The 20,359-nt window shown below is 70.6% G+C and carries 21 protein-coding genes and 2 pseudogenes; 16 read left to right on the top strand and 7 right to left on the bottom strand.

The features are described 5' to 3' along the window. A partial coding sequence (locus tag ABTU92_RS26025) for a hypothetical protein (RefSeq protein ID WP_408094512.1) occupies window positions 1-239 on the top strand: 239 nt, incomplete at its 5' end. A gap of 44 nt (window positions 240-283) precedes the next feature. On the opposite strand, the gene ABTU92_RS26030 is transcribed toward ABTU92_RS26025, so the two are convergent. Together ABTU92_RS26030 and ABTU92_RS26035 are read right to left on the bottom strand one after the other, a co-directional pair. Further along, window positions 284-631 (bottom strand): c-type cytochrome, encoded by a 348-nt coding sequence (locus ABTU92_RS26030; RefSeq protein ID WP_408094513.1) that lies wholly within the window; start codon window positions 629-631, stop codon window positions 284-286. 414 nt (window positions 632-1,045) lie between these two features. After that, window positions 1,046-2,224 (bottom strand): hypothetical protein, encoded by a 1,179-nt coding sequence (locus ABTU92_RS26035; RefSeq protein ID WP_408094514.1) that lies wholly within the window; start codon window positions 2,222-2,224, stop codon window positions 1,046-1,048. 128 nt (window positions 2,225-2,352) lie between these two features. Here ABTU92_RS26035 and ABTU92_RS26040 point away from each other — a divergent pair, with 128 nt between their 5' ends. From ABTU92_RS26040 to alr, 7 genes and pseudogenes are all read left to right on the top strand, one after another. Further along, the gene (locus ABTU92_RS26040) at window positions 2,353-2,922 is read left to right on the top strand and encodes a nitroreductase family protein (protein ID WP_408094515.1); all 570 of its coding nucleotides are present in this window, start codon (window positions 2,353-2,355) and stop codon (window positions 2,920-2,922) included. A 472-nt stretch (window positions 2,923-3,394) separates the two neighbouring features. Then, window positions 3,395-3,667, top strand: a complete 273-nt coding sequence (locus tag ABTU92_RS26045; protein WP_408094516.1) for a hypothetical protein — start codon at window positions 3,395-3,397, stop codon at window positions 3,665-3,667. 101 nt (window positions 3,668-3,768) lie between these two features. Beyond that, window positions 3,769-3,971: pseudogene (locus tag ABTU92_RS26050) on the top strand (permease); the annotation flags it as partial. 5 nt (window positions 3,972-3,976) lie between these two features. Further along, window positions 3,977-4,345, top strand: a pseudogene (locus ABTU92_RS26055) (arsenic resistance protein); the annotation flags it as partial. Window positions 4,346-4,499: 154 nt separating this feature from the next. Beyond that, window positions 4,500-4,742, top strand: a complete 243-nt coding sequence (locus ABTU92_RS26060) for a DUF378 domain-containing protein (RefSeq protein WP_408094517.1) — start codon at window positions 4,500-4,502, stop codon at window positions 4,740-4,742. A gap of 410 nt (window positions 4,743-5,152) precedes the next feature. Continuing rightward, the gene (locus tag ABTU92_RS26065; protein ID WP_408094518.1) at window positions 5,153-6,652 is read left to right on the top strand and encodes a replicative DNA helicase; all 1,500 of its coding nucleotides are present in this window, start codon (window positions 5,153-5,155) and stop codon (window positions 6,650-6,652) included. A 558-nt stretch (window positions 6,653-7,210) separates the two neighbouring features. After that, window positions 7,211-8,437, top strand: a complete 1,227-nt coding sequence (gene alr, locus ABTU92_RS26070; protein WP_408094519.1) for an alanine racemase — start codon at window positions 7,211-7,213, stop codon at window positions 8,435-8,437. A gap of 140 nt (window positions 8,438-8,577) precedes the next feature. Here the strand turns inward: alr and ABTU92_RS26075 are convergent, their stop codons facing one another. From ABTU92_RS26075 to ABTU92_RS26085, 3 genes are all read right to left on the bottom strand, one after another. Further along, window positions 8,578-9,822, bottom strand: coding sequence for an NAD(P)/FAD-dependent oxidoreductase (locus ABTU92_RS26075; RefSeq protein WP_408094520.1), 1,245 nt, complete (start codon window positions 9,820-9,822; stop codon window positions 8,578-8,580). 113 nt (window positions 9,823-9,935) lie between these two features. Then, entirely contained in the window at window positions 9,936-10,688 is a 753-nt protein-coding gene (locus tag ABTU92_RS26080) for an RES family NAD+ phosphorylase (protein ID WP_408094521.1), read from the bottom strand. Beyond that, window positions 10,663-11,067: an MbcA/ParS/Xre antitoxin family protein gene (locus ABTU92_RS26085; protein WP_408094522.1), complete on the bottom strand. Its 405-nt coding sequence runs from the start codon at window positions 11,065-11,067 to the stop codon at window positions 10,663-10,665. Before ABTU92_RS26085 ends, ABTU92_RS26080 begins: the two co-directional genes overlap by 26 nt. Before the next feature lie 112 nt (window positions 11,068-11,179). Here ABTU92_RS26085 and radA point away from each other — a divergent pair, with 112 nt between their 5' ends. The 8 genes from radA (at window position 11,180) to ABTU92_RS26125 (ending at window position 17,525) form a co-directional block, all read left to right on the top strand. Next, entirely contained in the window at window positions 11,180-12,580 is a 1,401-nt protein-coding gene (gene radA, locus ABTU92_RS26090; RefSeq protein WP_408094523.1) for a DNA repair protein RadA, read from the top strand. An 82-nt stretch (window positions 12,581-12,662) separates the two neighbouring features. Further along, window positions 12,663-12,926 carry a type II toxin-antitoxin system prevent-host-death family antitoxin gene (locus tag ABTU92_RS26095; RefSeq protein WP_111356353.1) on the top strand — a complete coding sequence of 88 codons (264 nt, stop codon included), beginning with the start codon at window positions 12,663-12,665 and terminating at the stop codon, window positions 12,924-12,926. Beyond that, entirely contained in the window at window positions 12,923-13,360 is a 438-nt protein-coding gene (locus ABTU92_RS26100) for a hypothetical protein (protein ID WP_408094524.1), read from the top strand. Before ABTU92_RS26095 ends, ABTU92_RS26100 begins: the two co-directional genes overlap by 4 nt. A gap of 245 nt (window positions 13,361-13,605) precedes the next feature. Next, window positions 13,606-14,226 carry a CvpA family protein gene (locus ABTU92_RS26105; RefSeq protein WP_408094525.1) on the top strand — a complete coding sequence of 207 codons (621 nt, stop codon included), beginning with the start codon at window positions 13,606-13,608 and terminating at the stop codon, window positions 14,224-14,226. A 177-nt stretch (window positions 14,227-14,403) separates the two neighbouring features. After that, window positions 14,404-15,891, top strand: coding sequence for an amidophosphoribosyltransferase (purF, locus tag ABTU92_RS26110; protein WP_408094526.1), 1,488 nt, complete (start codon window positions 14,404-14,406; stop codon window positions 15,889-15,891). Between the two features lie 102 nt (window positions 15,892-15,993). After that, window positions 15,994-16,248, top strand: coding sequence for a hypothetical protein (locus ABTU92_RS26115; protein WP_408094527.1), 255 nt, complete (start codon window positions 15,994-15,996; stop codon window positions 16,246-16,248). 4 nt (window positions 16,249-16,252) lie between these two features. Further along, window positions 16,253-16,765 carry a PIN domain-containing protein gene (locus ABTU92_RS26120; protein WP_408094528.1) on the top strand — a complete coding sequence of 171 codons (513 nt, stop codon included), beginning with the start codon at window positions 16,253-16,255 and terminating at the stop codon, window positions 16,763-16,765. 16 nt (window positions 16,766-16,781) lie between these two features. Beyond that, a complete protein-coding gene (locus ABTU92_RS26125; protein ID WP_408094529.1) occupies window positions 16,782-17,525 on the top strand; it encodes an SDR family NAD(P)-dependent oxidoreductase in 744 nt (247 codons plus the stop codon). A 144-nt stretch (window positions 17,526-17,669) separates the two neighbouring features. Here ABTU92_RS26125 and ABTU92_RS26130 read toward each other — a convergent pair whose 3' ends face one another. Beyond that, window positions 17,670-18,983 carry a TCR/Tet family MFS transporter gene (locus tag ABTU92_RS26130; protein WP_408094530.1) on the bottom strand — a complete coding sequence of 438 codons (1,314 nt, stop codon included), beginning with the start codon at window positions 18,981-18,983 and terminating at the stop codon, window positions 17,670-17,672. Then, window positions 18,958-20,359: ribosome biogenesis GTPase Der (gene der, locus ABTU92_RS26135; protein ID WP_408094531.1), on the bottom strand; the 1,402-nt coding region annotated here is incomplete at its 5' end. The genes ABTU92_RS26130 and der, both read right to left, overlap by 26 nt.

Raw genomic sequence — 20,359 nt, forward strand, 5'->3', positions numbered from 1 at the left:
GCCTCCCGCCGCCCCGGCGACGCCCGCCCGCTGAGCGCCGGCCGATGACGCTGCAGTCGCTCTATATGGTGTTCGCCGGGATGATGCTCGGCGGCGCGTCGCTGCTGGTCGCCGCCGAACGCAAGAAGCCGCCGACCCTCGACGTCCCGATCGTCTCCGACCGCGCCAAGGCGGCGATCGGCGGATCGCTGCTCGTTCTCGGGGTCGTGCTGTCGGGGATCCTCTATTTCCACAAGTGAGGACGTCCGGACACGGCGGGCTCGGCGGCGCCGGTCGGACCTGATCACTTCGGGGCGAGGCTGCGGACATAGGCGGCGAGGTCGTTCGCCTCGGCGCGGGTGAGATTCATGTCCGGCATCCGCGGATGCGGGTCGAGCAGGAACAACGCCAGCGCGGCGGCGTCGAAGGCGTTGCGCCGCGCCAGCGCCGGGAACGGCGTCGCCTCGCCGGTCGCCTGGGTCTGATCCTCCGAGGTGACGTGACAGGTCGCGCACCAGCGCGTGGCGATCGCCGCGCCGCGCTCCGGATCGGGCGGGACGACGGCGCCGGGGCGCGGCCCCGGACTCTGCGCCGACGCCGCGCCGGCGAGGACGATCGGCCCCAGGCAGACGAAGAGAAGCGCAACGAGCACGGCGAGGGAACGACGACGCGACGCGCGCCGATGCGACAAGATCTGATGCGACAAGACCTGACGCGACAAGATCTGATGCGACACGAACCGATACGGCAAGGCCTGATGTGGCATGTGCAATCCCGGACACGGCCCGACGGCCGGAAAGACGTGATTCGCAAACTCGTGCGCCAGGATGGCCCGCCGACCGCGGCTTGTCGCGACACATCCGCGAGATCGGTCGTGTGGCGCGAGGCTCGGACGAGCGCTGCGGGCGCACCCGCTCTCGGAGCGGCTTTCAGCTTCGATGAATCGGCCCCGAGTTCCGTTCGTCCCCGCGAAGGCAGGGACCCAGGGGCCGCATGTCGTGGCGCTCTGGATGCCCGCTTTCGCGGGCCTGAGCGGAGTGTGGGTCGACGTCAGCGGAAACTGGTTCTAGCGCCGGGCCAGAAGCTCGATCTCGCCGTCGACGCCGGTGATGACCTTGAACTCGCGCTCGGAGGTGCGGCCGTCGTTGCGCGCGATGGCGCGGTACTCGCCCTCGGCCAGCACGACGCGCGGGAAGGCGCCGATCGTCTCCTTGATGACGTCGCCGCCGGGCGTCAGCACGGTCCAGCTCGTGTTGGCGAGCGCCTCGCCGCCGCGCTCGCCGACCAGCTTGAGCGTGATCACGGCGGCCCGGTGAGTCACCGTGACGTCGGTGAGCTTGCCGGGCTGCACCTTGATGTCGGAGCGCACCACCGCGTTGGAGTCGCCGTAGTTGGAGACGATGTGATAGGTCCCCTCGGGCACGATCACGACATCGCCGGTGGCGACGCCGGCGGCGATCTGGCGCTTCTCGCCCTCCTCGAACTGGCTGCCGCGGAAGATGTCGAAGGCGATCTGGCCGTGCGGGATGCGCACGTCGCCGACCCGGCCCTCGATGCGCAGCCCGCCGGCCGGCAGGTCGAACACCTCGCGCACCGGCTCGTTGCGCAGCGACACGGTCTTGGCCGCGCTGGCGAGGCCGAAGGCGGCGTGCACCACGTAGTCGCCCGGCGGCAGCGCGAGCGTCGGGGTCGGGGTGCGATCCTCGCGCACCGGGCGGAACGAGCCGGTGATGTCCGGCCGCACCGGATAGACGCGCCACACGACGCCGCCGTTGACCGGGGCGCTCTCGCGACCATAGCGGGCGGCGAGGGTGAGCGGCACGTCCTTGGAGACGGCCGGCGAGATGCTGGCCGTCGACGGCGACACGGGAATCGCCGGGCCGGGGCCGAGCGGCATCGGCGCCGCGGCGCCGGCCGGCGGCGGCGCCAGCGACTGGAGTTGCGGGCCTGTCGCGGAGGTCGGCACGTCCCGGCTCGGTCGCGGCACCATCCCGGGACCCGGAGGGAGAGGCTTCTGGCTCGGCGAGGGTGTGGCCAGCCCGCCGAAGGGCAGCGAGTTCATGAAACGCTGCATGGCGCCGACGATCGCCTGCTCGGGCCGGTTCTGGGCGGCGGCCGGTGACGCGCCGAGCCCGAACGGACCGAGCGCCAGCGCGACGGCGAGCGCCGACGCGGCCGCGACACCCCTGGCGACGCGCGCAAACCCGGTCGAGACTCGGATCGAGCCACCCCCTGCCCTGATCATTGCGACAGATACGCGCCCCTTTGAGGCAATTTCATGCCACGGTCGGGTCGCGCGGCCTTTATCCGGATTGCTGCGTGTGCTAGCCGGACGGCCGTTCCGATTGCCGCGCCACGGGGAGATTTTCCACCATGCCCGACGCCCTCGCGCTCTTGAAAACCCGCCGCTCCGTAAAGCCCGACCAGCTCCAGGGCCCGCCGCCGAGCGCCGCGGACCTCGACACGATGCTGACCATCGCGGCGCGGGTTCCGGACCACGGCAAGCTCGTCCCGTGGCGCTTCATCGTCTTCGAGGGCGACCACCGCGAGGAGGCCGGCGCCGCCATCGCGTCGGCCTACGCGGCCAAGTACCCGGACGCCTCCGGCGACCAGATCTACTTCGAGACCAACCGGCTCGCCCGCGCGCCGCTGGTCGTCGGCGTGGTGTGGAGCCCGGTCGAGAGCGCCAAGATCCCGGCCGTCGAGCAGCAGCTCTCGGCCGCCGCGGCCGCCCAGAACCTGCTGCTCGCCGCGCACGCGCTCGGCTACGCGGCGTGCTGGCTGACCGAGTGGTACGCCTACGACGCCCAGGTGGCGCGCGCCTTCGGGCTCGACGACCACGAGAAGTTCATCGGCTTCGTCCATATCGGCCGCTTCGACGGCACGCCGGAGGATCGGCCGCGGCCGGCCCTGAAGGACATCGTCACCCGCTTCGAGGCGTGACCGACCCGTCCCGGCCCGGAAGCCCCCTCGACGCCGGCCGTCCGGGCGTGCGGGACGGCCGCGATCGGACGGCCCGACCGCGATCATCGTCCCCCGAATCGTGACCTCCCCCGGGATCTCGGCCCCGGCCCTGTCGCGCGGCTGCGACACCGGGCCGCCGAGATCACGGGCGGCTGCCCGAGGCGTGGCGGCGTGTCATTGCACTCGCGCACGCATGTATTTGCACCGCAGCAAGAACCCGCCTTCGTCATGCCGACTTTTGGACATCTTCGGCCGATCCACGAATACGCTTCGCCATCTTTCGATGGCCGATAATACAGACGAAACGACTTTCAAGCCCGCGCGCCGACACCTTTTGTTGATTGGCGAAGCCGGGTGTTGCACCGCACATCAGCCGGCGACGGACAACGCACATCCTCCCCGGCGGCGACCTTATCCGTCTGCGCTGCCGTTCTTTCGGAGAACAACAACCATGTCGACCATCGTCCGTACCCCCGCCCGTCTCGCCATCGCGGCCGCCGTGACCCTCGCGACCGTCTCGGGCGCGCTCGCCGCGCCGCGCCAGCAGGTCCAGGCGCCGCGCGACGTCTATGCGGCCGGCCAGGCCTGGGGCGCCGCCCCGGTCCTGCCGTTCGAGGCCTATGGCGCCTACGCGTCCGCCCCGCAGGGCTGGGGCTCCCGCGGCGGCTACACGAGCCTCTCGGCGCCGGATCGCCACGACCAGGCGAAGGGCAACATCGACTGACGCACCGCCGAGCGGTGACGCCCAGAGGGCCGGCGCACGTCGCCGGCCCTTTTTTTGCGCCGCGCTTGTGGTGGACGAACTTATGCGCTTGCTCGCATATGTGCTCGGCCGTTCCGCTGTTCATCGGCTTCGTCTCGGCCGGCGTGCCGCTCGGCGTCACCTTCTCGTTCCTGATCGCCGCCCGATGGTCAACGAGGTGGCGCTGGGGCTCCTGCTCGCGCTGCTCGGCTGGCAGGTGGCGCTCGCCTCTCTGGGCTTCGGCCTCCTGATCGCGATCGTCGCCGGTGCCGTGATCGGACGGCTGAAGCCGGCGTGACGCTGTTCGTCAACTGGGCCGTCAAGCCGTTCTCGATGGCGGCGCTCGGCTGGCTCTTCGTCGGGTATCTGTTCCGGCCGTGGCTGCCGGCCGATCAGATCGACAGCTACGTCGCCGGCCTGATCATCCTGGCCGCGGCGCCCTGCACCGCCAAGGTCTTCGTATGGTCGCATCTCACCAAGGGCGAGCCGCATTTCACCCTCTCGCAGGTGGCGCTCGACGACACCATCATGGTGTTCGCCTTCGCGCCCGTGGTCGGCCTGCGGCTCGGCCTGTCCGCCATCACGGTGCCGTGGGACACGCTGGTGCTGTCGGTGGTGCTCTACATCGTGGTGCCGGTGGCGATCGCCCAGGTCCTGCGCGGCGAACGACGGGAGCATGCGACCACCCTGTGAGCCGGAGGGCGGTCGCATCCGCGACCGTTCGCCCCGCTCCACGGCGTTCGTGTCAAGGCGACGGAACAACGGCGCCGCCCGTCGTTTCACCCTGTGAGACCGATCTCACAGGAGCCACGCAATGAAAGCCATCAATCTGATCACGCTGCTGCTCGTCATCGTCGGCGGCGTGAACTGGGGCCTCGTCGGCCTCGCTCAGTTCGATCTCGTCGCCACGCTGTTCGGCGGCCAGAGCGCGACGCTGTCGCGCATCGTCTATGTCCTGGTCGGCCTCTCGGCCCTCTGGCAGCTGGTGCCGTTCTCCAAGGCGATGTCGACCGACGAGCCCTATGCGGAGCGCGGCTACCCGACCACCACGCGGTAACGGGCCGCGTCGGGTCCGGCCACGTCGCCGCGACCCTGCCGAGACAGACGGGCTCCGCCACGCGGGGCCCGTTTTTTCGTGGCCGCGATCGTCACCGCCCCCCGCCCGCCCCCGGTTCTTTCGCCAGCCCGCCCCCCTCGCTCGCTCGGCCACAGTCAAGCGGGAATGCCCGACACGCTGCGGACAATTTTTTCGGCGGTGATCTGTGGGGACGAGTCGGCCGCGCGCCCCGCTCCGGGCTCGCCCCCGGGCGCCGCTTGCGCTATCTCCCCGCCTCCCGAGCTTGGTGCCGCGTATCCTGGCGAGCTTGCGTGCAACCGACGCCGCACGGCGTCACCGGGCCTGCGTCCGTTTCCGGACCCGGCCCGCCGACAAGAACCGTGACCGCATAAAGTAGATCGCCGACGCCCATGGCCCTCGAGACCGTCGCCCGCAAGCTGACCCCCGCAACCGCCCCGGCGTTTCGCACGGCGCCTCACAATATCGAGGTCGAGCAGGCGCTGCTCGGCGCCATCCTGGTCAACAACGAGGCGTTCTACCGGGTCTCCGACTTCCTCGAGCCGGTGCATTTCTTCGAGCCGATCCACCAGAAGGTCTTCGAGCTGGCGACGAGCCTGATCCGGGCCGGCAAGACCGCGACCCCGGTGACGCTCAAGACCTTCCTGCCCGCCGATCTCGACGTCGCCGGGCTGACCGGCAGCCAGTACCTGGCGCGGCTCGCCGCCGAGGCGACGACCGTCATCAACGCCATGGACTACGGCCGCACCATCTACGACCTGGCGCTGCGCCGCGCCCTGATCGGCATCGGCGAGGACCTCGTCAACGAGGCCTATGACGCGGCCGTCGATTCGAGCCCGCGCGACCAGATCGAGGCGGCCGAGAAGAGCCTGTTCGAGCTCGCCGAATCCGGCCGCTACGACGGCGGCTTCCAGCGCTTCGCCCAGGCCCTGACGGCGGCCGTCGACATGGCCGCGCAGGCCTACCAGCGCGACGGCTCGCTGTCCGGCATCGCGACCGGCCTCAAGGATCTCGACCGCATGATGGGCGGGCTGCAGCACTCGGACCTGATCGTGCTGGCCGGGCGCCCCGGCATGGGCAAGACCTCGCTCGCCACCAACATCGCCTACAACGTGGCGAAGGCCTGGGAGGGCGGCGTGCGCCCGGACGGCCGCATCGAATCGGTGAACGGCGGCATCGTCGGCTTCTTCTCGCTCGAAATGTCGTGCGAGCAGCTCGCCACCCGCATCATCGCCGAGCAGACCGAGATCCCCTCCTACAAGATCCGCCGCGGCGAGATCGAGGCGCACGAGTTCGACCGCATCGCGGAGGCCGCCCGCGTCATGGAGGAGGTGCCGCTCTACATCGACGAGACCGGCGGCATCTCGATCGCCCAGCTCGCGGCGCGGGCCCGGCGGCTCAAGCGCCAGCGCGGCCTCGACCTCCTGGTGATCGACTACATCCAGCTTCTGTCGGGCTCCTCGAAGCGCGCCTCGGAGGGCCGCGTCCAGGAGATCACCGAGATCACCACCGGGCTCAAGGCGCTCGCGAAAGAGCTCGCGGTGCCGATCATCGCGCTGTCCCAGCTCTCGCGCCAGGTCGAGAGCCGCGACGACAAGCGTCCGCAGCTCTCGGACCTGCGTGAATCCGGCTCGATCGAGCAGGACGCCGACGTGGTGATCTTCGTGTTCCGCGAGGAATACTACCTCAAGAACAAAGAGCCGCGGCCGGGCACCGAGGAGCACTACAAGTGGCAGACCGAGATGGACGCCGTGCACGGCAAGGCCGAGGTGATCATCGGCAAGCAGCGCCACGGCCCGACCGGCACGGTGCAGCTGCAGTTCAAGGCCGAGGTCACCCGCTTCGCCGACCTCGCCGACGAGGACAAGCTCCCGGAGCGGATGGGGGATTGAGGCGGGGCGCCCCCCGGGGCTCGCGTGTCCCGGACGAGGCGGATCGGGCCGCCCTTCCTTCTCCCCGCGGGCGGGGAGAAGGTGGCTCGCCGCGCCAGCGGCGAGTCGGATGAGGGGGTGCCTCCCCGGCGTAGAGATTCGCGGCAACGCCCCCTCATCCCGACCTTCTCCCCGCCCGCGGGGAGAAGGAGCGCGAGCCCCCTGCCCTGTCTCCCTGGGTCCCGGCTCGCGATGCACCGCTGCGCGCTGCACCGCGTCCGGGACACGGATGTCGGAACGATGAGCGATCGAGGTCGTCATCCGTCGCCGGACGGATGGCCCCTGATCCTTCTCCCCGCGGGCGAGGAGAAGGTGGCTCGCCGCGCCTGCGGCGCGTCGGATGAGGGGGTGCCTCTCCGGCGCAGAGACCCGCGGCGAGGCCCCCTCATCCCGACCTTCTCCCCGCCCGCGGGGAGAAGGAGGGCGAGCGCCCTGCCCGTTCCCGCCCTTGTCCTGTCCGGCGAACGGGTCTAGTGCCGGTCCTCCGGCCGCCGTGGCCGGAGCCGAACGGAGGGAGCCATGACGGTGCAGGAGAGGACGCGCGCGGACGAGAGCCAGGCGGCCGCCGGCGCCGCCGCCCAGGACGCCGCCTCCGGACCGTCCGCCGACGCCCCGAAGAGCGTGCCGGTGTCCGAGGCCGGCCCGCCCGTGATGGAGACGGGCGGCGTGCTCACCGTCGATCTCGCCGCCCTCGTCGCCAACTGGCGCGACCTCGCCCGCCGCGTCATGCCGGCCGACTGTGCCGCCGTGGTGAAGGCCGACGCCTATGGCTGCGGCCTCGTCGAGGTCGCCGGCGCGCTGGCGCGGGCCGGCTGCAAGACCTTCTTCGTCGCCCATCTGACCGAGGCGCGCACGCTGCGGCGCGCCGTGCCGGACGCGGTGATCTACGTGCTCAACGGCATCCCGCCGGCCGGCGCCGCCGCCTTCGCCGACGCCCGCGTGCGGCCGGTGATCGGCAGCATGGCCGAGCTGGTCGAGTGGGACGCGTTCTGCCGCGTCAATGCGTGGACGGGCGGCGCCGCGCTGCATGTCGACACCGGCATGAACCGCCTCGGCCTGTCGCTCGAGGACGCCGCCGCGCTCGCGCCGCGGCTCGAGGCGCCCGACCACGGCATCTCGCTCGTCATGAGCCACCTCGCCTGCGCCGACGAGCCGGCGCATCCGCTGAACGAGCGCCAGATCCAGGCGTTCCGCGAGGTCCGCATGCTGTTCCGCGGTACCGACGCCTCGCTCGCCAACTCGTCCGGCGTGTTCCTCGGCCCGTCGACCCATTGCGAGATGGTGCGGCCCGGCATCGCACTCTACGGCGGCAACCCGATCCCCGGATCGGAGAACCCGATGCGGCCGGTGGTGCGGCTGGAGGCGCGTGTCGTCCAGGTCCGAAAAATCCGGCGCGGCGAGACGGTCGGCTACGGCGCCGCCTGGACGGCCCCGCGGGAATCCCGCATCGCCATCGCCGCGGTCGGCTACGGCGACGGATTCTTGCGCGCGAGCGCGGCACTCGGGCAGACCCAGCCACAGGCCGTGGTGGTGGGAAAACGCTGCCCGATCGTCGGCCGCATCTCGATGGATCTGCTCGCCATCGACGTGACGGCGCTGCCCGAGGTGTCACCGCGGCGCGGCGACTGGGTGACGCTCTTGGGCGAGGAGTTCCCGGTCGATGCCGCCGCCCCGTTCGGCGGCCAGATCTCCTACGAGGTCCTCACCAGCCTCGGCCGCCGCTATCACCGCAGCTGGCGGAGCTGAGGGGCAACGCTCCGAACGCCGTCATTCCGGGGCGCAGCGAAGCTGCGAACCCGGAATCCAACCCAGGATTTCGGCCTCCGTCGCTGGATTCCGGGTTCGCGGGCCTCTCGGCCCGCGCCCCGGAATGACGGCCCGAGCCCTCACCGCCACCAGCGCCCCGGCGCGAACGGCGCCGGGTCGACCAGCGTCGGCTCGCCCGTCATCATCTCGGCAAGCAGGCGACCCGTCGCCGGGCCGAGCGTAAAACCCTGGTGGCCGTGGCCGAAGTGGAGCCACAGGCCCTCGTGGCCGGGCGCCGCGCCGATCAGCGGCAGCATGTCGGGCAGGCACGGGCGGGTGCCGAGCCACGGTGCGTTCTCGACCGGTGCGCCGAGGTCGACGAGGTCGCGCGCCGCGGCCTCGGCCCGCGCGAGTTGCACGGGCGACGCCGGCGCGTCGATGCCGGCGAACTCGGCTCCGGTGGTGAGCCGCAGGCCCGCCGTCATGGGCGCCGCCACATAGCCGAAGGCGGCGTCGCGCAGCGGCCGCGACAGCGCCGTCCCGACTCGGTAGTGCCGGTGATAGCCGCGCTTGCGCACCATCGGGATTCGTTGGCCGAAGCGGCGCAGCAGCGCGGCCGACCACGGACCGAGCGAGACGACCACGGCGGCCGCCTCCAGCGGCCCGTCGGCGGTCTGCACCCGGAACCCGCCGGACGGCAAAGCCGCCAGCGTATCTGCATCGCCGTGAACGAACGTCCCGCCGGAGCGCGTGAAGAGGTCGGCATAGGCGGCGACCAGCGTGCCCGGATCCCGCACCGTCCACGAGTCGCGCCAATGGATCGCCCCCGCCCCACCGGTCTTCAGCGCCGGCTCGGCGTCCAAAAGCTCGGAAGGCGTCAGCCGGCGGAACGCGACGCCGTGGTCGCGCTGCAGCCGTTCAGCCCGCAGCGTCTCGGCGTCGAGCTTCTTCTCGGAGCGGTGCATGTCGAAGAAGCCGTCGCGACGAACCAGGTCGTCCGGCACGCCGGCGGCCGTCATCAGGTCCTGGTGCTCGGCGGTCGCGTGGCGGATCAGGCCCGCCCAGGCGAGCGCGAGGGTGCGGTGCCGGGCCGGTGCCGAGTACCACCAGTAGCGCAGCAGCGGCGCGACATGGCCGGGCAGCGCGGCGAGGTCGTAGCGCACGTCATTGCCGCGCCCGAGCACCACGCCGAGAAGGGCCGCCAAGTCGCGCGGCATCGGATAGGGCTCGACCGCCTCGCCTTGGATGATGCCGGCATTGCCGTAGCTGGTCTCGCGCCCCGGGGCCTGCCGGTCGACCAGCGCGACGGAACGGCCGCGCCGCTGCAGGTGAAGGGCGGCCGCCACCCCGGCGATCCCGGCCCCCAGAACGATCACGTCGGACATGTCTTTCAGCTTTCGGTCCCCTGCGGCCCTTCATGGCCGTCTTCGGCATGCGCGCGTACGTTGCATGCCCTGTGCCGCCGGACGATACCGGCGGGCTCCCCAGAGATAGGGGCTCAGCGGAGCCGCACCCAGGCGTCACGGGAATAGTCGAAATACCGCCAGACCCGTTGCCCGTCCCACTCGTACTGAAGATGGCGCTCCTGCACCGGCACCGCGACGACGTCGGGCCAGAACACCGCGACGCAGTCGCCCCCCGGCTGCCGGACGCTCGGATAGACGAGCCCGTCGCTGCCGGCCGCCCGCCGCGCGCGTCCGAAGGCCTGGCTCACGGCGTAGGAGTCCGGGTCGAGCAGCCCGGCCCGGATCGCCGCCGGCAGGGCCGCGACATCGTCCAGGCGACGGCGGACGGCGCCGACCAGCACCCGCATGTCCTCGCGGCGGCGCGGATCACCGGCGTCGGCGGCGAAGCGGGCGAAGTGGTGCACGGTCTCGGCGATCGCCGTGTCGAGCGACGCCGCCGCGTAATAGACGCCGAAGCTCCCATCGGAAAACCGCGAGCCCTTCGGGTTGAGATGCGTGAAGGCCGCCATGACGAAGGAGGCGCCCGGCCCGCTCACCCGCCGCTCCGGCGGGACCAGCGCGATCTCGCCGATGGCGTCGCGCACCCGCGGGTTGGTGGCCTGCTCCAGCGCCGCGAGCACGTCCCAGACGGCCGGATCGGGGGTGAGACGCTCGAACAGGTCGATCGGCGGATAGCGCGACGCGATGATGCGCCACGCCAGCGGCCAGTCGACGAGCCGCGCCGGGACGGCGTCCTCGCCGGCCTCTTCGCCACTTGGCTCAGGACCAGGGGGCGCGGGCGGCATCGAGATAGGCCCGCACGGCGGCGAGATCGGTGACGTCGCCGGCCGCCATCCGGGCGAGCGGCGTCTGACCGCCGAACGCGGCATTCGGACGGCTCGGCCACGAATCGGCAAGCGCCGGGTCCGAATAGACGATCTGCAGCGCCTTCCAGATGCCGGCCACGTAGCCGATCCGCCGCAGCGTGTCGTCCGGCAGCCGCCCGACCCGGCCGCGCTTCCAGTCGTAGAAGGTCCGCTCGGCCGGGTTGCCGAGCATTTTTCGCGCGATGCGGTTGTCGGCGCCCCAGCGGTCGACGATCGCGAAGAAGCCCTTCAAAGCGAGGCCGTGGCTGTCGTGGGCCAGGAGATCCGGCGCTGGGCTCGACTGCAAGAAAGCAGGCATGGGGCTCCTCACTGCGATATTGCAGTATGCTCCATATAGCACGACCGCTGTGAATTGCGAGGGGCGCGGCCGAATCGTTGACTTCGGGCCGGCGCTCGCGCCCGTATCCGGCATGGCCAAGAAGACCCAAGAGTTCGTCTGCCAGAACTGCGGCGCCGCCTACAATCGCTGGCAGGGCAAGTGCGACGCCTGCGGCGAGTGGAACACCATTTCGGAGGAGAATGCCGCCGCCGAGCGGGTGTTCTCAGGCCCCGGCCGGCCGCCCCGCAAGGGCAAGCCGTTCCCGCTCGCGCCGCTCGCCGGCGAGCAGAAGGAGGCGCCGCGCATCGCCTCGAAGAACGGCGAGTTCGACCGGGTGGCGGGCGGCGGCCTGGTCCCCGGCTCGGTGCTCCTGGTCGGCGGCGACCCCGGGATCGGAAAATCGACGCTGCTGATCCAGATCGCCGCGGCGCTCGCCGCGGCCGGCCACCGCGCCGTCTACATCACCGGCGAAGAGTCGGTCGCGCAGGTCCGGCTGCGCGCCGAGCGGCTGGGTCTCACGAAGATTCCGGTCGAGCTCGCGGCCGAGACATCGGTCGAGGACATCATTGCAACCCTCTCGCAGGGCAAGGTTCCTCGGCTCGTCGTCATCGACTCGATCCAGACCATGTGGACCGACATGGTCGAGTCCTCTCCCGGCACCGTGACGCAGGTGCGGGCCTCCGCCCAGCTCCTGATCCGCTTCGCCAAGCGGGCCGGCGCGGCCGTGATTCTCGTCGGCCACGTCACCAAGGACGGCCAGATCGCAGGTCCCCGCGTCGTCGAGCACATGGTCGACGCGGTGCTTTCCTTCGAGGGCGAAGGCGGCCACCATTTCCGGATTTTGAGGGCCGTGAAGAACCGCTTCGGCCCGACCGACGAGATCGGCGTCTTCGAGATGACGGGCGGCGGCCTGTCCGAGGTGTCGAACCCGTCCGCCCTGTTCCTGTCCGAGCGCGACCTCGGGGCGCCGGGCACGGCCGTATTCGCCGGCATGGAGGGGACGCGGCCGCTCTTGGTCGAGATCCAGGCCCTGGTCGCCCCGACCTCGCTCGGCACGCCGCGCCGCGCCGTGGTCGGCTGGGATCCGAGCCGCCTCGCCATGGTGCTGGCGGTGCTCGAGGCCCATTGCGGCGTCAAGCTCGGAGGCTACGACGTCTATCTCAACGTCGCCGGCGGCCTGCGCATCGCCGAGCCGGCCGCCGATCTCGCCGCCGCTGCCGCCCTGGTCTCGTCGCTCGCCAAGACGCCACTGCCGTCCGACGCCGTGCATTTCGGCGAGGTATCTTTGTCGGGCGCGGTCCGCCCGGTGTCGCACGCTCCGGCCCGGCTGAAGGAGGCCCAAAAACTCGGCTTCGCCCGCGCCGTGGTGCCGGACGCCACCCGCGGGGCCGAGCGCGACGGCCTCGCCCTCGCCCCGGTGGCGAGCCTCGCGGACCTCGTGGCGCGGATCGTCCCGAACCGCCCGGCGCAGCGGCGGGAGGCGAAAAGCTGAAGGCGCGCCGCAGCCGCGGCTTGCCGAACCAGGATATCACGCGCATGATCTGTATAATTCAGATCATGCGGATGATGCGCCCATGAAGGTGTCGACGGCGGAGTTCATTCGGAATTTCGGGACGTTGTCCGACAAGGCCCTGACCGAGCCGGTCACCATCACCAAGAACGGCCGTGACCGTCTGGTGGTGCTGTCGGCCGACGAGTATGCCCGCCTCAAGCAGCGCGACCGTCGCGTGGTGGAGTTGGACGCCTTCACCGAGGACGAGATCGCCCGCATCGCCGAGTCCGAGGTGCCGCCCGGCCACGAGCATCTCGACGAGGAGCTGAAAGACTGGCGCCCGTGAGCTGGCCGCTTCCCCGTCCCGGCCTCGTCGTTCGATACGCCTATCTGTGGGCGCGGGAAGCCCGCGAAGGGCGGGAGGAAGGAGCCAAGGACCGGCCGTGCGCCGTCGTGCTTGTCGTGATCCGGGACGACGATGCACCGCGCGTGCGGGTGCTCCCGATCACCCGCTCGGCACCGTCCGATCCCTCCGACGGACTGGAAATCCCCCAAGTCACCAAGAAGCGACTCGGCCTCGACGCCGAGCGATCCTGGGTGGTGCTGACGGAGGCGAACGACTTCGTCTGGCCCGGTCCGGACCTGCGGCCCGTGGTTCCGGGCGATCTCGGCTCCGCGGCTTACGGCTTTCTGCCGCCCGGCTTCTTCCGGATGCTGCGCGACCGCCTCCTCGCCCGATATCGATCGAAACGCCTGCGGGCGATCCCGCGGACCGAATAGCGCCGCACTGCCCGAGAGACGGCCCTCCCCGTGCATGACCGTCCCGCCACAGGGGCGGGCGAACCGTCCGCGAGGCCCGTGGATTTGTCGCCCGGCCGGTTCCCAGGGCGGCGGGAAATGCTCTATACACGGGCCGCGCCGCCGGCCGCCTTCCGCACCGGCGGCGGATGTGAACGCGCCACGATATGAACGCGCCCTGTGTGACCGCGCCTCTTTGAACGCGCCCGCGAGCGAGCCCGCCTTAGATGTACCTGGACATCTTCCTGATCGTCGTGATGCTGGTCTCGGGGCTGCTCGCCATGGTGCGCGGCTTCATGCGCGAGGTGCTGTCGATCGCCTCGTGGGGCTGCGCCGCCGTCGCGACGCTCTATGCGTTTCCCAAGCTGCTGCCCTGGGCCAAGCAGTATTTCAACAACGACTACGTGGCGATGGGCGCGGTGGCGGGGGGCGTCTTCCTGCTCACCCTGATCATCGTCTCGGCCCTGACGGTGCGCATCTCGGACCGCATCCTCGACAGCCGCATCGGCGCCCTCGACCGCACGCTCGGCTTCCTGTTCGGACTCGGCCGCGGCCTCTTGATCGTCGTCGTCGCCTTCATCTTCTTCGACTGGCTGGTCCCGACGAAGTCGCAGCCGGAGGCAGTGCTCAACGCCAGGTCGCGGGTCGTGCTGCAGGGCACCGGCCAATGGCTGATGTCGCTGTTGCCGGAAGACCCCGAGAACACCATCTTGAAGCGGTTCAAGAAGCGGCCCGCCGACGAGGATGCCGAGCCGCCGCCCGAGCAGCGCTCCGATCGTGACCCGTCGAATCGGGAGCAGCGGGCGGAGGTCGGCGCCCCGACCGGCCGGTCCGTGACCCTGCGGTAGCGACCGTGCTGTAACCAGACGCGGCCCCCAAGAAAGGCCGCGACCGATGCGTCGGCCGGTCCGTCCCCTGCGAAAGCAGGATCGACGGAGCGGTCGATGTTCTGTTTTTCATGGTCGGCGCCGCCGGCCACTCTCGCGGGCCCGGCCGGCCCGCACCGAAGGCCCGAGGACCCGTCCATGACCGTTTCGACCGAGCGCGCCGCCCCCACCTTTTTCGACCCGGCGCTCGACGGCGACCGCCTGCGCGAGGAGTGCGGCGTCTTCGGCATCTACGGGCATCGCGACGCCGCCGCCATCACGGCGCTCGGCCTGCACGCCCTGCAGCATCGCGGCGAGGAGGCGGCCGGCATCGTCTCGTTCGACGGCAGCCGGTTCCACTCGGAGCGTCGCCTCGGCCTGGTCGAGGACACGTTCTCGAAGCGCCACATCATCGAGCAACTCCCCGGCCACATCGCGGTCGGCCACGTCCGCTACTCGACGACCGGCGGCACCATCCTGCGCAACGTCCAGCCCTTCTTCGCCGAGCTGGAGTCGGGCGGCTTCGCGGTCGGCCACAACGGCAACCTGACCAATGGCCTCACCTTGCGGCGCCGCCTCGTCGGCGAAGGCGCCATGATGCATTCGACCAGCGACACCGAGGTGATCCTGCATCTCGTCGCCCGCTCGCGGCGCAACCGCTTCGTCGACAAGCTCGTCGAGGCGTTGCGCGAGCTGGAGGGCTCCTACTCGCTGGTCGCCATGACCAACAAGAAGCTGATCGCCGCCCGCGACCCGCTCGGCATCCGGCCGCTGGTGCTGGGCGAGCTGGACGGCTGCCCGATCGTCACGTCGGAGACCTGCGCGCTCGATATCATCGGCGCCAAGTATGTCCGCGACATCGAGAACGGCGAGGTCTTCGTCTACGACGAGACCGGCGCCCACAGCTACAAGCCGTTCCCGCCGGTGGCGCCGCGCCCCTGCATCTTCGAGTACATCTACTTCTCGCGGCCGGATTCGATCGTCGGCGGCCGCAGCGTCTACGAGGTCCGCAAGAACATGGGCGCCGAGCTCGCCCGCGAGGCGGCCGCCCCCGCCGACGTCGTCGTGCCGGTGCCGGACTCCGGCGTGCCGGCGGCGATCGGCTACGCCCAGGCGGCCGGCGTGCCCTACGAGCTCGGCATCATCCGCAACCACTATGTCGGCCGCACCTTCATCCAGCCGACCCAGTCGGTGCGCGAGCTCGGCGTCCGCCTCAAGCACAATGCCAACCGCGCCGTGGTGGCCGGCAAGCGCATCGTGCTGATCGACGACTCGCTGGTGCGCGGGACAACCTCGGTGAAGATCGTCCAGATGATGCGCGAGGCCGGCGCCACGGAGGTGCATTTCCGCATCGCCTCGCCGCCGATCACGCATCCCGACTACTACGGCATCGACACGCCGGAGCGCGACAAGCTCCTTGCCGCCACCCACTCGATCGAGGAGATGCGCCAGTATATCGGCGCCGACAGCCTCGCCTTCCTGTCGGTCGACGGCATCTACCGCGCGGTCGGCGAGGAGCGCCGCGACCCGGCGCGGCCGCAGTTCACCGACCACTGCTTCACGGGCGAGTACCCGACCCCGCTGACCGACCTCGCGGCAGAGAAGAACGGCAAGTCGCAACTCTCGCTGCTGGCGGAGGCGAGCTGAGGGGGGCGCACTCGGTTGGCAATAGCAAGCGGGTTGATTAGCTTACGCTGGGCAGAAACAACCGTTTGATGCCGATGCCGGCAGCCGCCAGGAGTACGCGACATGATCGGAGTCAGACAGGCAGTCGAAGCCGCCGTGTCCTATGTGCGGGAATTCCAAGAGCTGATCCCGCCGCGGGAGATGCGGCTGGAAGAGACCGAGTCGCTCGATTCGGGCGACTGGCAGATCACACTCAGCTTCCTCGAGAACCCAATCAGCGGGCAACGCAGCTACAAGTCCTTTTTGATCGACAAGGACACGGCAGAGATAAAGTCCATGAAGGTCCGCAGCATCGCTGCGGCGAGATTGGTCGGATGAAGTCATGGCCGCCGGGTATCCGGACTGGCTGTTTGCGCGCTACAGATCGAAAGGAATTTTGGTCGATACAAATCTGATGGTTCTCGTGGTCGTCGGGACCTACGCCATCCAGCGAATCTCGACGTTCAAAAGAACCCGACAATACACGATCGACGACTATGCGCTGATGATGCGAATTCTCGCGTTCTTCGAACGCCGTGTCACGACCCCCAACATTCTGACCGAGGTGGACAACCTCACACGCCAATTGCCCGAGGATGAGCACGATGCCATCTCGGAAACGATGGTGCAGCTCGTCTCGACGATGTTCGAGGTGTACCAGCCGGCCACGCCGATCATGCGAACGGACCTCTATCCGGATCTCGGATTGACCGATTGCGCCACCGTTGCACTTTCGCAGGATTTTCTCGTTCTCACCGACGACTATCGCCTTTCCAATGTGCTGACCTCGGCCGGGCGGGACGCCGTCAACATCAACTACATCCGAAGCTTGAGCGACATCTTGCGCTCGCCTTGAAGGACTTCGACTAGGCATGACCAAACCGCTCGCCGACAAGATTGCGCTCGTCACCGGGGCCTCGCGGGGCATCGGCTTTGCCACCGCCGTCGCGCTCGCCAAGGCCGGCGCCCATGTGGTCGCGGTCGCCCGCACGGTCGGCGGGCTGGAGGAGCTCGACGACGCCATCCAGGCGGCCGGCGGCGAGCCCGCGACGCTGGTGCCGCTCGACCTCGCCGACACCGACGGCATCGCCCGGCTCGCGCTGGTGCTCAACGATCGCTACGGCCGGCTCGACATCCTGGTCGCCAATGCCGGCCGGCTCGGGCCGGTGACGCCGATGTCGCATGTCGACCCGAAGGAGTGGGACGAGCTGATGCAGGTGAACGTCACGGCGAACCTGCACCTGCTGCGCTGCTTCGACGCGCTGCTGCGCAAGGCGCCGGCGGCCCGGGTCGTTTTCGTCTCCTCGGGGGCGGCGCATTCCGGCAAGGCCTATCGCGGCCCCTACGCGATCTCCAAGGCGGCGCTCGAGATGATGGGCCGCACCTACGCGGCCGAGACGGCGACAACGCCCGTCAAGGTCAACGTCGTCAATCCCGGCCCGACCCGCACCCGCATGCGGGCGCAGCTGATGCCGGGCGAGGATCCGCAGACCGTGCAGCCGCCCGATGAGGCGGCGGCCGCGATCCTGTCGCTGTGCCTGCCGAGCTTCCAGGAGACCGGCCGCCTGTTCGACCTGCGCGCCGGCCGTCTGCTCCACTACAATCCGCCGGACTGATCCGCCGCGGTCGGACGATCCGTTCGCCGTCATTCCGGGGTGCGGGCGAAGCCCGCGAACCCGGAATCCAGCGGTAATACCTGTGCTCTCGGCTGGCTTCCGGGTTCGGCGCTGCGCGCCGCCCCGGAATGACACCCGTGTCGATCAGCTTGATACTTGGTTCCCGGGCGCGCCGGGCGGCGGGCGGCGGGTCGCCCGCACCGCCAGCGCGATCGCGACGAGCAGCAGCGCGACCGCGACGAAGAACGGTGCGCCCGGCCCCGGAAAGGCACCCGGATTCGCCAGCGCGACGGCGTAGACCTGCGAGAACAGGCCGGGCCCGATCAGCCCGGCGATCCCCATCATGCAGGCATTGGCACCCTGCAGCCGGCCCTGCTCGGAGGGGCCGAGCCGCCGGCTCATCAGGCTGTTGGCCGCCGCATGGGTGAAGCCCCACAGGCTGTTGAACGGAATCCCGAGCCAGAACATCCAGCCGTGCGGCGCGAGCCCCTGGATGGTCAGCCCGATCACCCCGGCCGTGGCGCCGAGCAGCAGCGCGCCGCGCTCGCCGAGCAGCCGCACGCCGGGGCCGATCAGCCCGCCCTGGACGATCACCGCGCCGAGCCCGACCGCCGCCATGGTGAAGCCGATGGTGCGCGCGTCCCAGTCGTACCGGAAGGTGAGATAGAGCACGCCCAGGCTCGGCAGCACGAAATGGGCGAGCTGGCTGACGAACCACACGCCGGCGAGGCCGAGGAGCTGCGGCTGCGAGCGCAGCAGCACCAGCGCCCCGACCGGGTTGGCACGGGCGAGCCGCAGCGGCGCCCGCTTCTCGGGCGGCAGCGACTCCGGCAGGATGAAATAGCCGTAGGCGGCGTTGGCGAGGCTCAGGCCGGCGGCGATCCAGAACGGCAGCCGCGGGTCGACGCTGCCGGCGAGGCCGCCGATCGCCGGGCCGAGCACGAAGCCGAGCCCGAAGGCGGCGCCCAGCATGCCGAAGCGGGCGGCCCGCTTCTCCGGCTCGGTGACATCGGCGATGTAGGCGAAGGCGGTGGCGATCGAGGCCGAGGCGACGCCGGAGATCACCCGGCCGGCGAGCAGCCACCAGATCGTGGGCGCGAGCGCCATCACGACGTAGTCGAGCCCGACGCCGAGGTTGGAGAACAGGATCACGGGGCGCCGCCCGAAGCGGTCCGACAGCGCCCCCTGGACGGGCGAGAAGACGAACTGCATCAGCGCGAAGGCGATGCCGAACAGGCCGTACATGGTGGCCGCGGCCGGCTCGTCGCCGCCCATGAAGTCGGCCACCAGGCGCGGCAGCACCGGCACGAAGATGCCGACCGACAGCATGTCGATCGCCACCGTGACGAAGACGAAGCCGAAGGCGGCGCGCCGCCGGCCGTGCGGCATCGGCGCGGCGTCGCCGCCCGGTCCCGAGATGCCCTGCCCCGCCTCAGCGTCCTTTGGCGCGGGTCGCATAGGGATTGGCTTTTTCGCGCAGCGTCAGCCGGATCGGCGTGCCGGGCAGGTCGAAGCTCTCGCGCAGGCCGTTGATCAGGTAGCGCTTGTAGGACTCCGGCACGGCGTCGGCGCGCGAGCAGAACAGCACGAAGCTCGGCGGCCGCGCCTTCGGCTGGGTGATGTAGTTCAGCTTCAGACGGCGGCCCGACACGGCGGGCGGCGGATGGCCGTCGATGGCGCTGTCGAGCCAACGGTTGAGCGCGTTGGTCGGGACGCGCCGGTTCCAGACGCCATGGATGTCCAGCACGGCCTGCATCAGCCGGTCGAGCCCCGTTCCGGTGAGCCCCGAGACGGCGACGACCGGCATGCCGGCGAGCTGCGGCAGCCGGTATTCGGCCTCCTGGCGCAGCCGGGTGAGCGCACCCGCCTCGCCCTCGGCGAGATCCCATTTGGACAGGCCGATCACCAGAGCGCGGCCCTCACGCTCGACCAGATCGGCGATGCGCAGATCCTGCTCCTCGAACGGCGCCGTGGCGTCGATCAGCAGCACCACCACCTCGGCGAAGCGGATCGCCTCGAGCGCGTCGGACACCGACATCTTCTCGAGCTTGTCGTCGATCTTCGACTTGCGCCGCATGCCGGCGGTGTCGTGGACCTGGAAGGCGCGGCCGTGCCAATCGAGATCGACCGCGATCGAATCGCGCGTGATGCCGGCCTCCGGCCCGGTGAGCAGGCGCTCATCGCCGAGCAGCCGGTTGATCAGGGTCGACTTGCCGGCGTTCGGGCGGCCGACCACCGCGATGCGGATCGGGCGCGGCTGCGGGCCCGCCGCCGGATCGACGCCGGCCGGCTCGGTCGAAAAACCGTCGCGCGCCGCGGCCTTGGCCTCGCGCTCGGCCAGCACCTCGGCCCGGGTGACGGCGGCGGCCTCCTCGGTCAGGTCGGGCAGCGCCTCGCGCAGCGCGTCGTAGAGGTCGGAGAGGCCGAGGCCGTGCTCGGCCGAGACGCCGACCGGCTCGCCGAGCCCGAGCCCGAACGCCTCGTAGACGCCGGCCTCGGAGGCCCGGCCCTCGCTCTTGTTGGCGACCAGCACGACGGGGCGGCCGGTCTTGCGCACCGCCGCCGCAAAGGCGCGGTCGGCCGGCGTGAGACCGGCGCGGGCGTCGATCAGGAACAGGATCGCGTCGGCCTGCGCCATCGCGGTCTCGGTCTGGGCCCGCATGCGGCCGGCGAGCGATTCGATCGACGCTTCCTCGAATCCGGCCGTGTCGATCACGGTGAAGTCGATGTCACCGAGCCGGCCGGTGCCCTCGCGGCGGTCGCGGGTCACGCCCGGCTGGTCGTCGACGAGCGCGACGCGCTTGCCGACCAGGCGGTTGAACAGGGTCGACTTG

The sequence above is a fragment of the Rhodoplanes sp. SY1 genome (assembly GCF_046000175.1).
Taxonomy (GTDB): Bacteria; Pseudomonadota; Alphaproteobacteria; order Rhizobiales; family Xanthobacteraceae; genus Rhodoplanes.

Coding starts and splice junctions, on each gene's coding strand:
- ABTU92_RS26035 (WP_408094514.1), bottom strand. CDS start 2,224: ATGATCAGGGCAGGGGGTGGCTCGATCCGAGTCTCGACCGGGTTTGCG.
- ABTU92_RS26040 (WP_408094515.1), top strand. CDS start 2,353: ATGCCCGACGCCCTCGCGCTCTTGAAAACCCGCCGCTCCGTAAAGCCC.
- ABTU92_RS26045 (WP_408094516.1), top strand. CDS start 3,395: ATGTCGACCATCGTCCGTACCCCCGCCCGTCTCGCCATCGCGGCCGCC.
- ABTU92_RS26060 (WP_408094517.1), top strand. CDS start 4,500: ATGAAAGCCATCAATCTGATCACGCTGCTGCTCGTCATCGTCGGCGGC.
- ABTU92_RS26065 (WP_408094518.1), top strand. CDS start 5,153: ATGGCCCTCGAGACCGTCGCCCGCAAGCTGACCCCCGCAACCGCCCCG.
- alr (WP_408094519.1), top strand. CDS start 7,211: ATGACGGTGCAGGAGAGGACGCGCGCGGACGAGAGCCAGGCGGCCGCC.
- ABTU92_RS26075 (WP_408094520.1), bottom strand. CDS start 9,822: ATGTCCGACGTGATCGTTCTGGGGGCCGGGATCGCCGGGGTGGCGGCC.
- ABTU92_RS26080 (WP_408094521.1), bottom strand. CDS start 10,688: ATGCCGCCCGCGCCCCCTGGTCCTGAGCCAAGTGGCGAAGAGGCCGGC.
- ABTU92_RS26085 (WP_408094522.1), bottom strand. CDS start 11,067: ATGCCTGCTTTCTTGCAGTCGAGCCCAGCGCCGGATCTCCTGGCCCAC.
- radA (WP_408094523.1), top strand. CDS start 11,180: ATGGCCAAGAAGACCCAAGAGTTCGTCTGCCAGAACTGCGGCGCCGCC.
- ABTU92_RS26095 (WP_111356353.1), top strand. CDS start 12,663: ATGAAGGTGTCGACGGCGGAGTTCATTCGGAATTTCGGGACGTTGTCC.
- ABTU92_RS26105 (WP_408094525.1), top strand. CDS start 13,606: ATGTACCTGGACATCTTCCTGATCGTCGTGATGCTGGTCTCGGGGCTG.
- purF (WP_408094526.1), top strand. CDS start 14,404: ATGACCGTTTCGACCGAGCGCGCCGCCCCCACCTTTTTCGACCCGGCG.
- ABTU92_RS26115 (WP_408094527.1), top strand. CDS start 15,994: ATGATCGGAGTCAGACAGGCAGTCGAAGCCGCCGTGTCCTATGTGCGG.
- ABTU92_RS26120 (WP_408094528.1), top strand. CDS start 16,253: ATGGCCGCCGGGTATCCGGACTGGCTGTTTGCGCGCTACAGATCGAAA.
- ABTU92_RS26125 (WP_408094529.1), top strand. CDS start 16,782: ATGACCAAACCGCTCGCCGACAAGATTGCGCTCGTCACCGGGGCCTCG.
- ABTU92_RS26130 (WP_408094530.1), bottom strand. CDS start 18,983: ATGCGACCCGCGCCAAAGGACGCTGAGGCGGGGCAGGGCATCTCGGGA.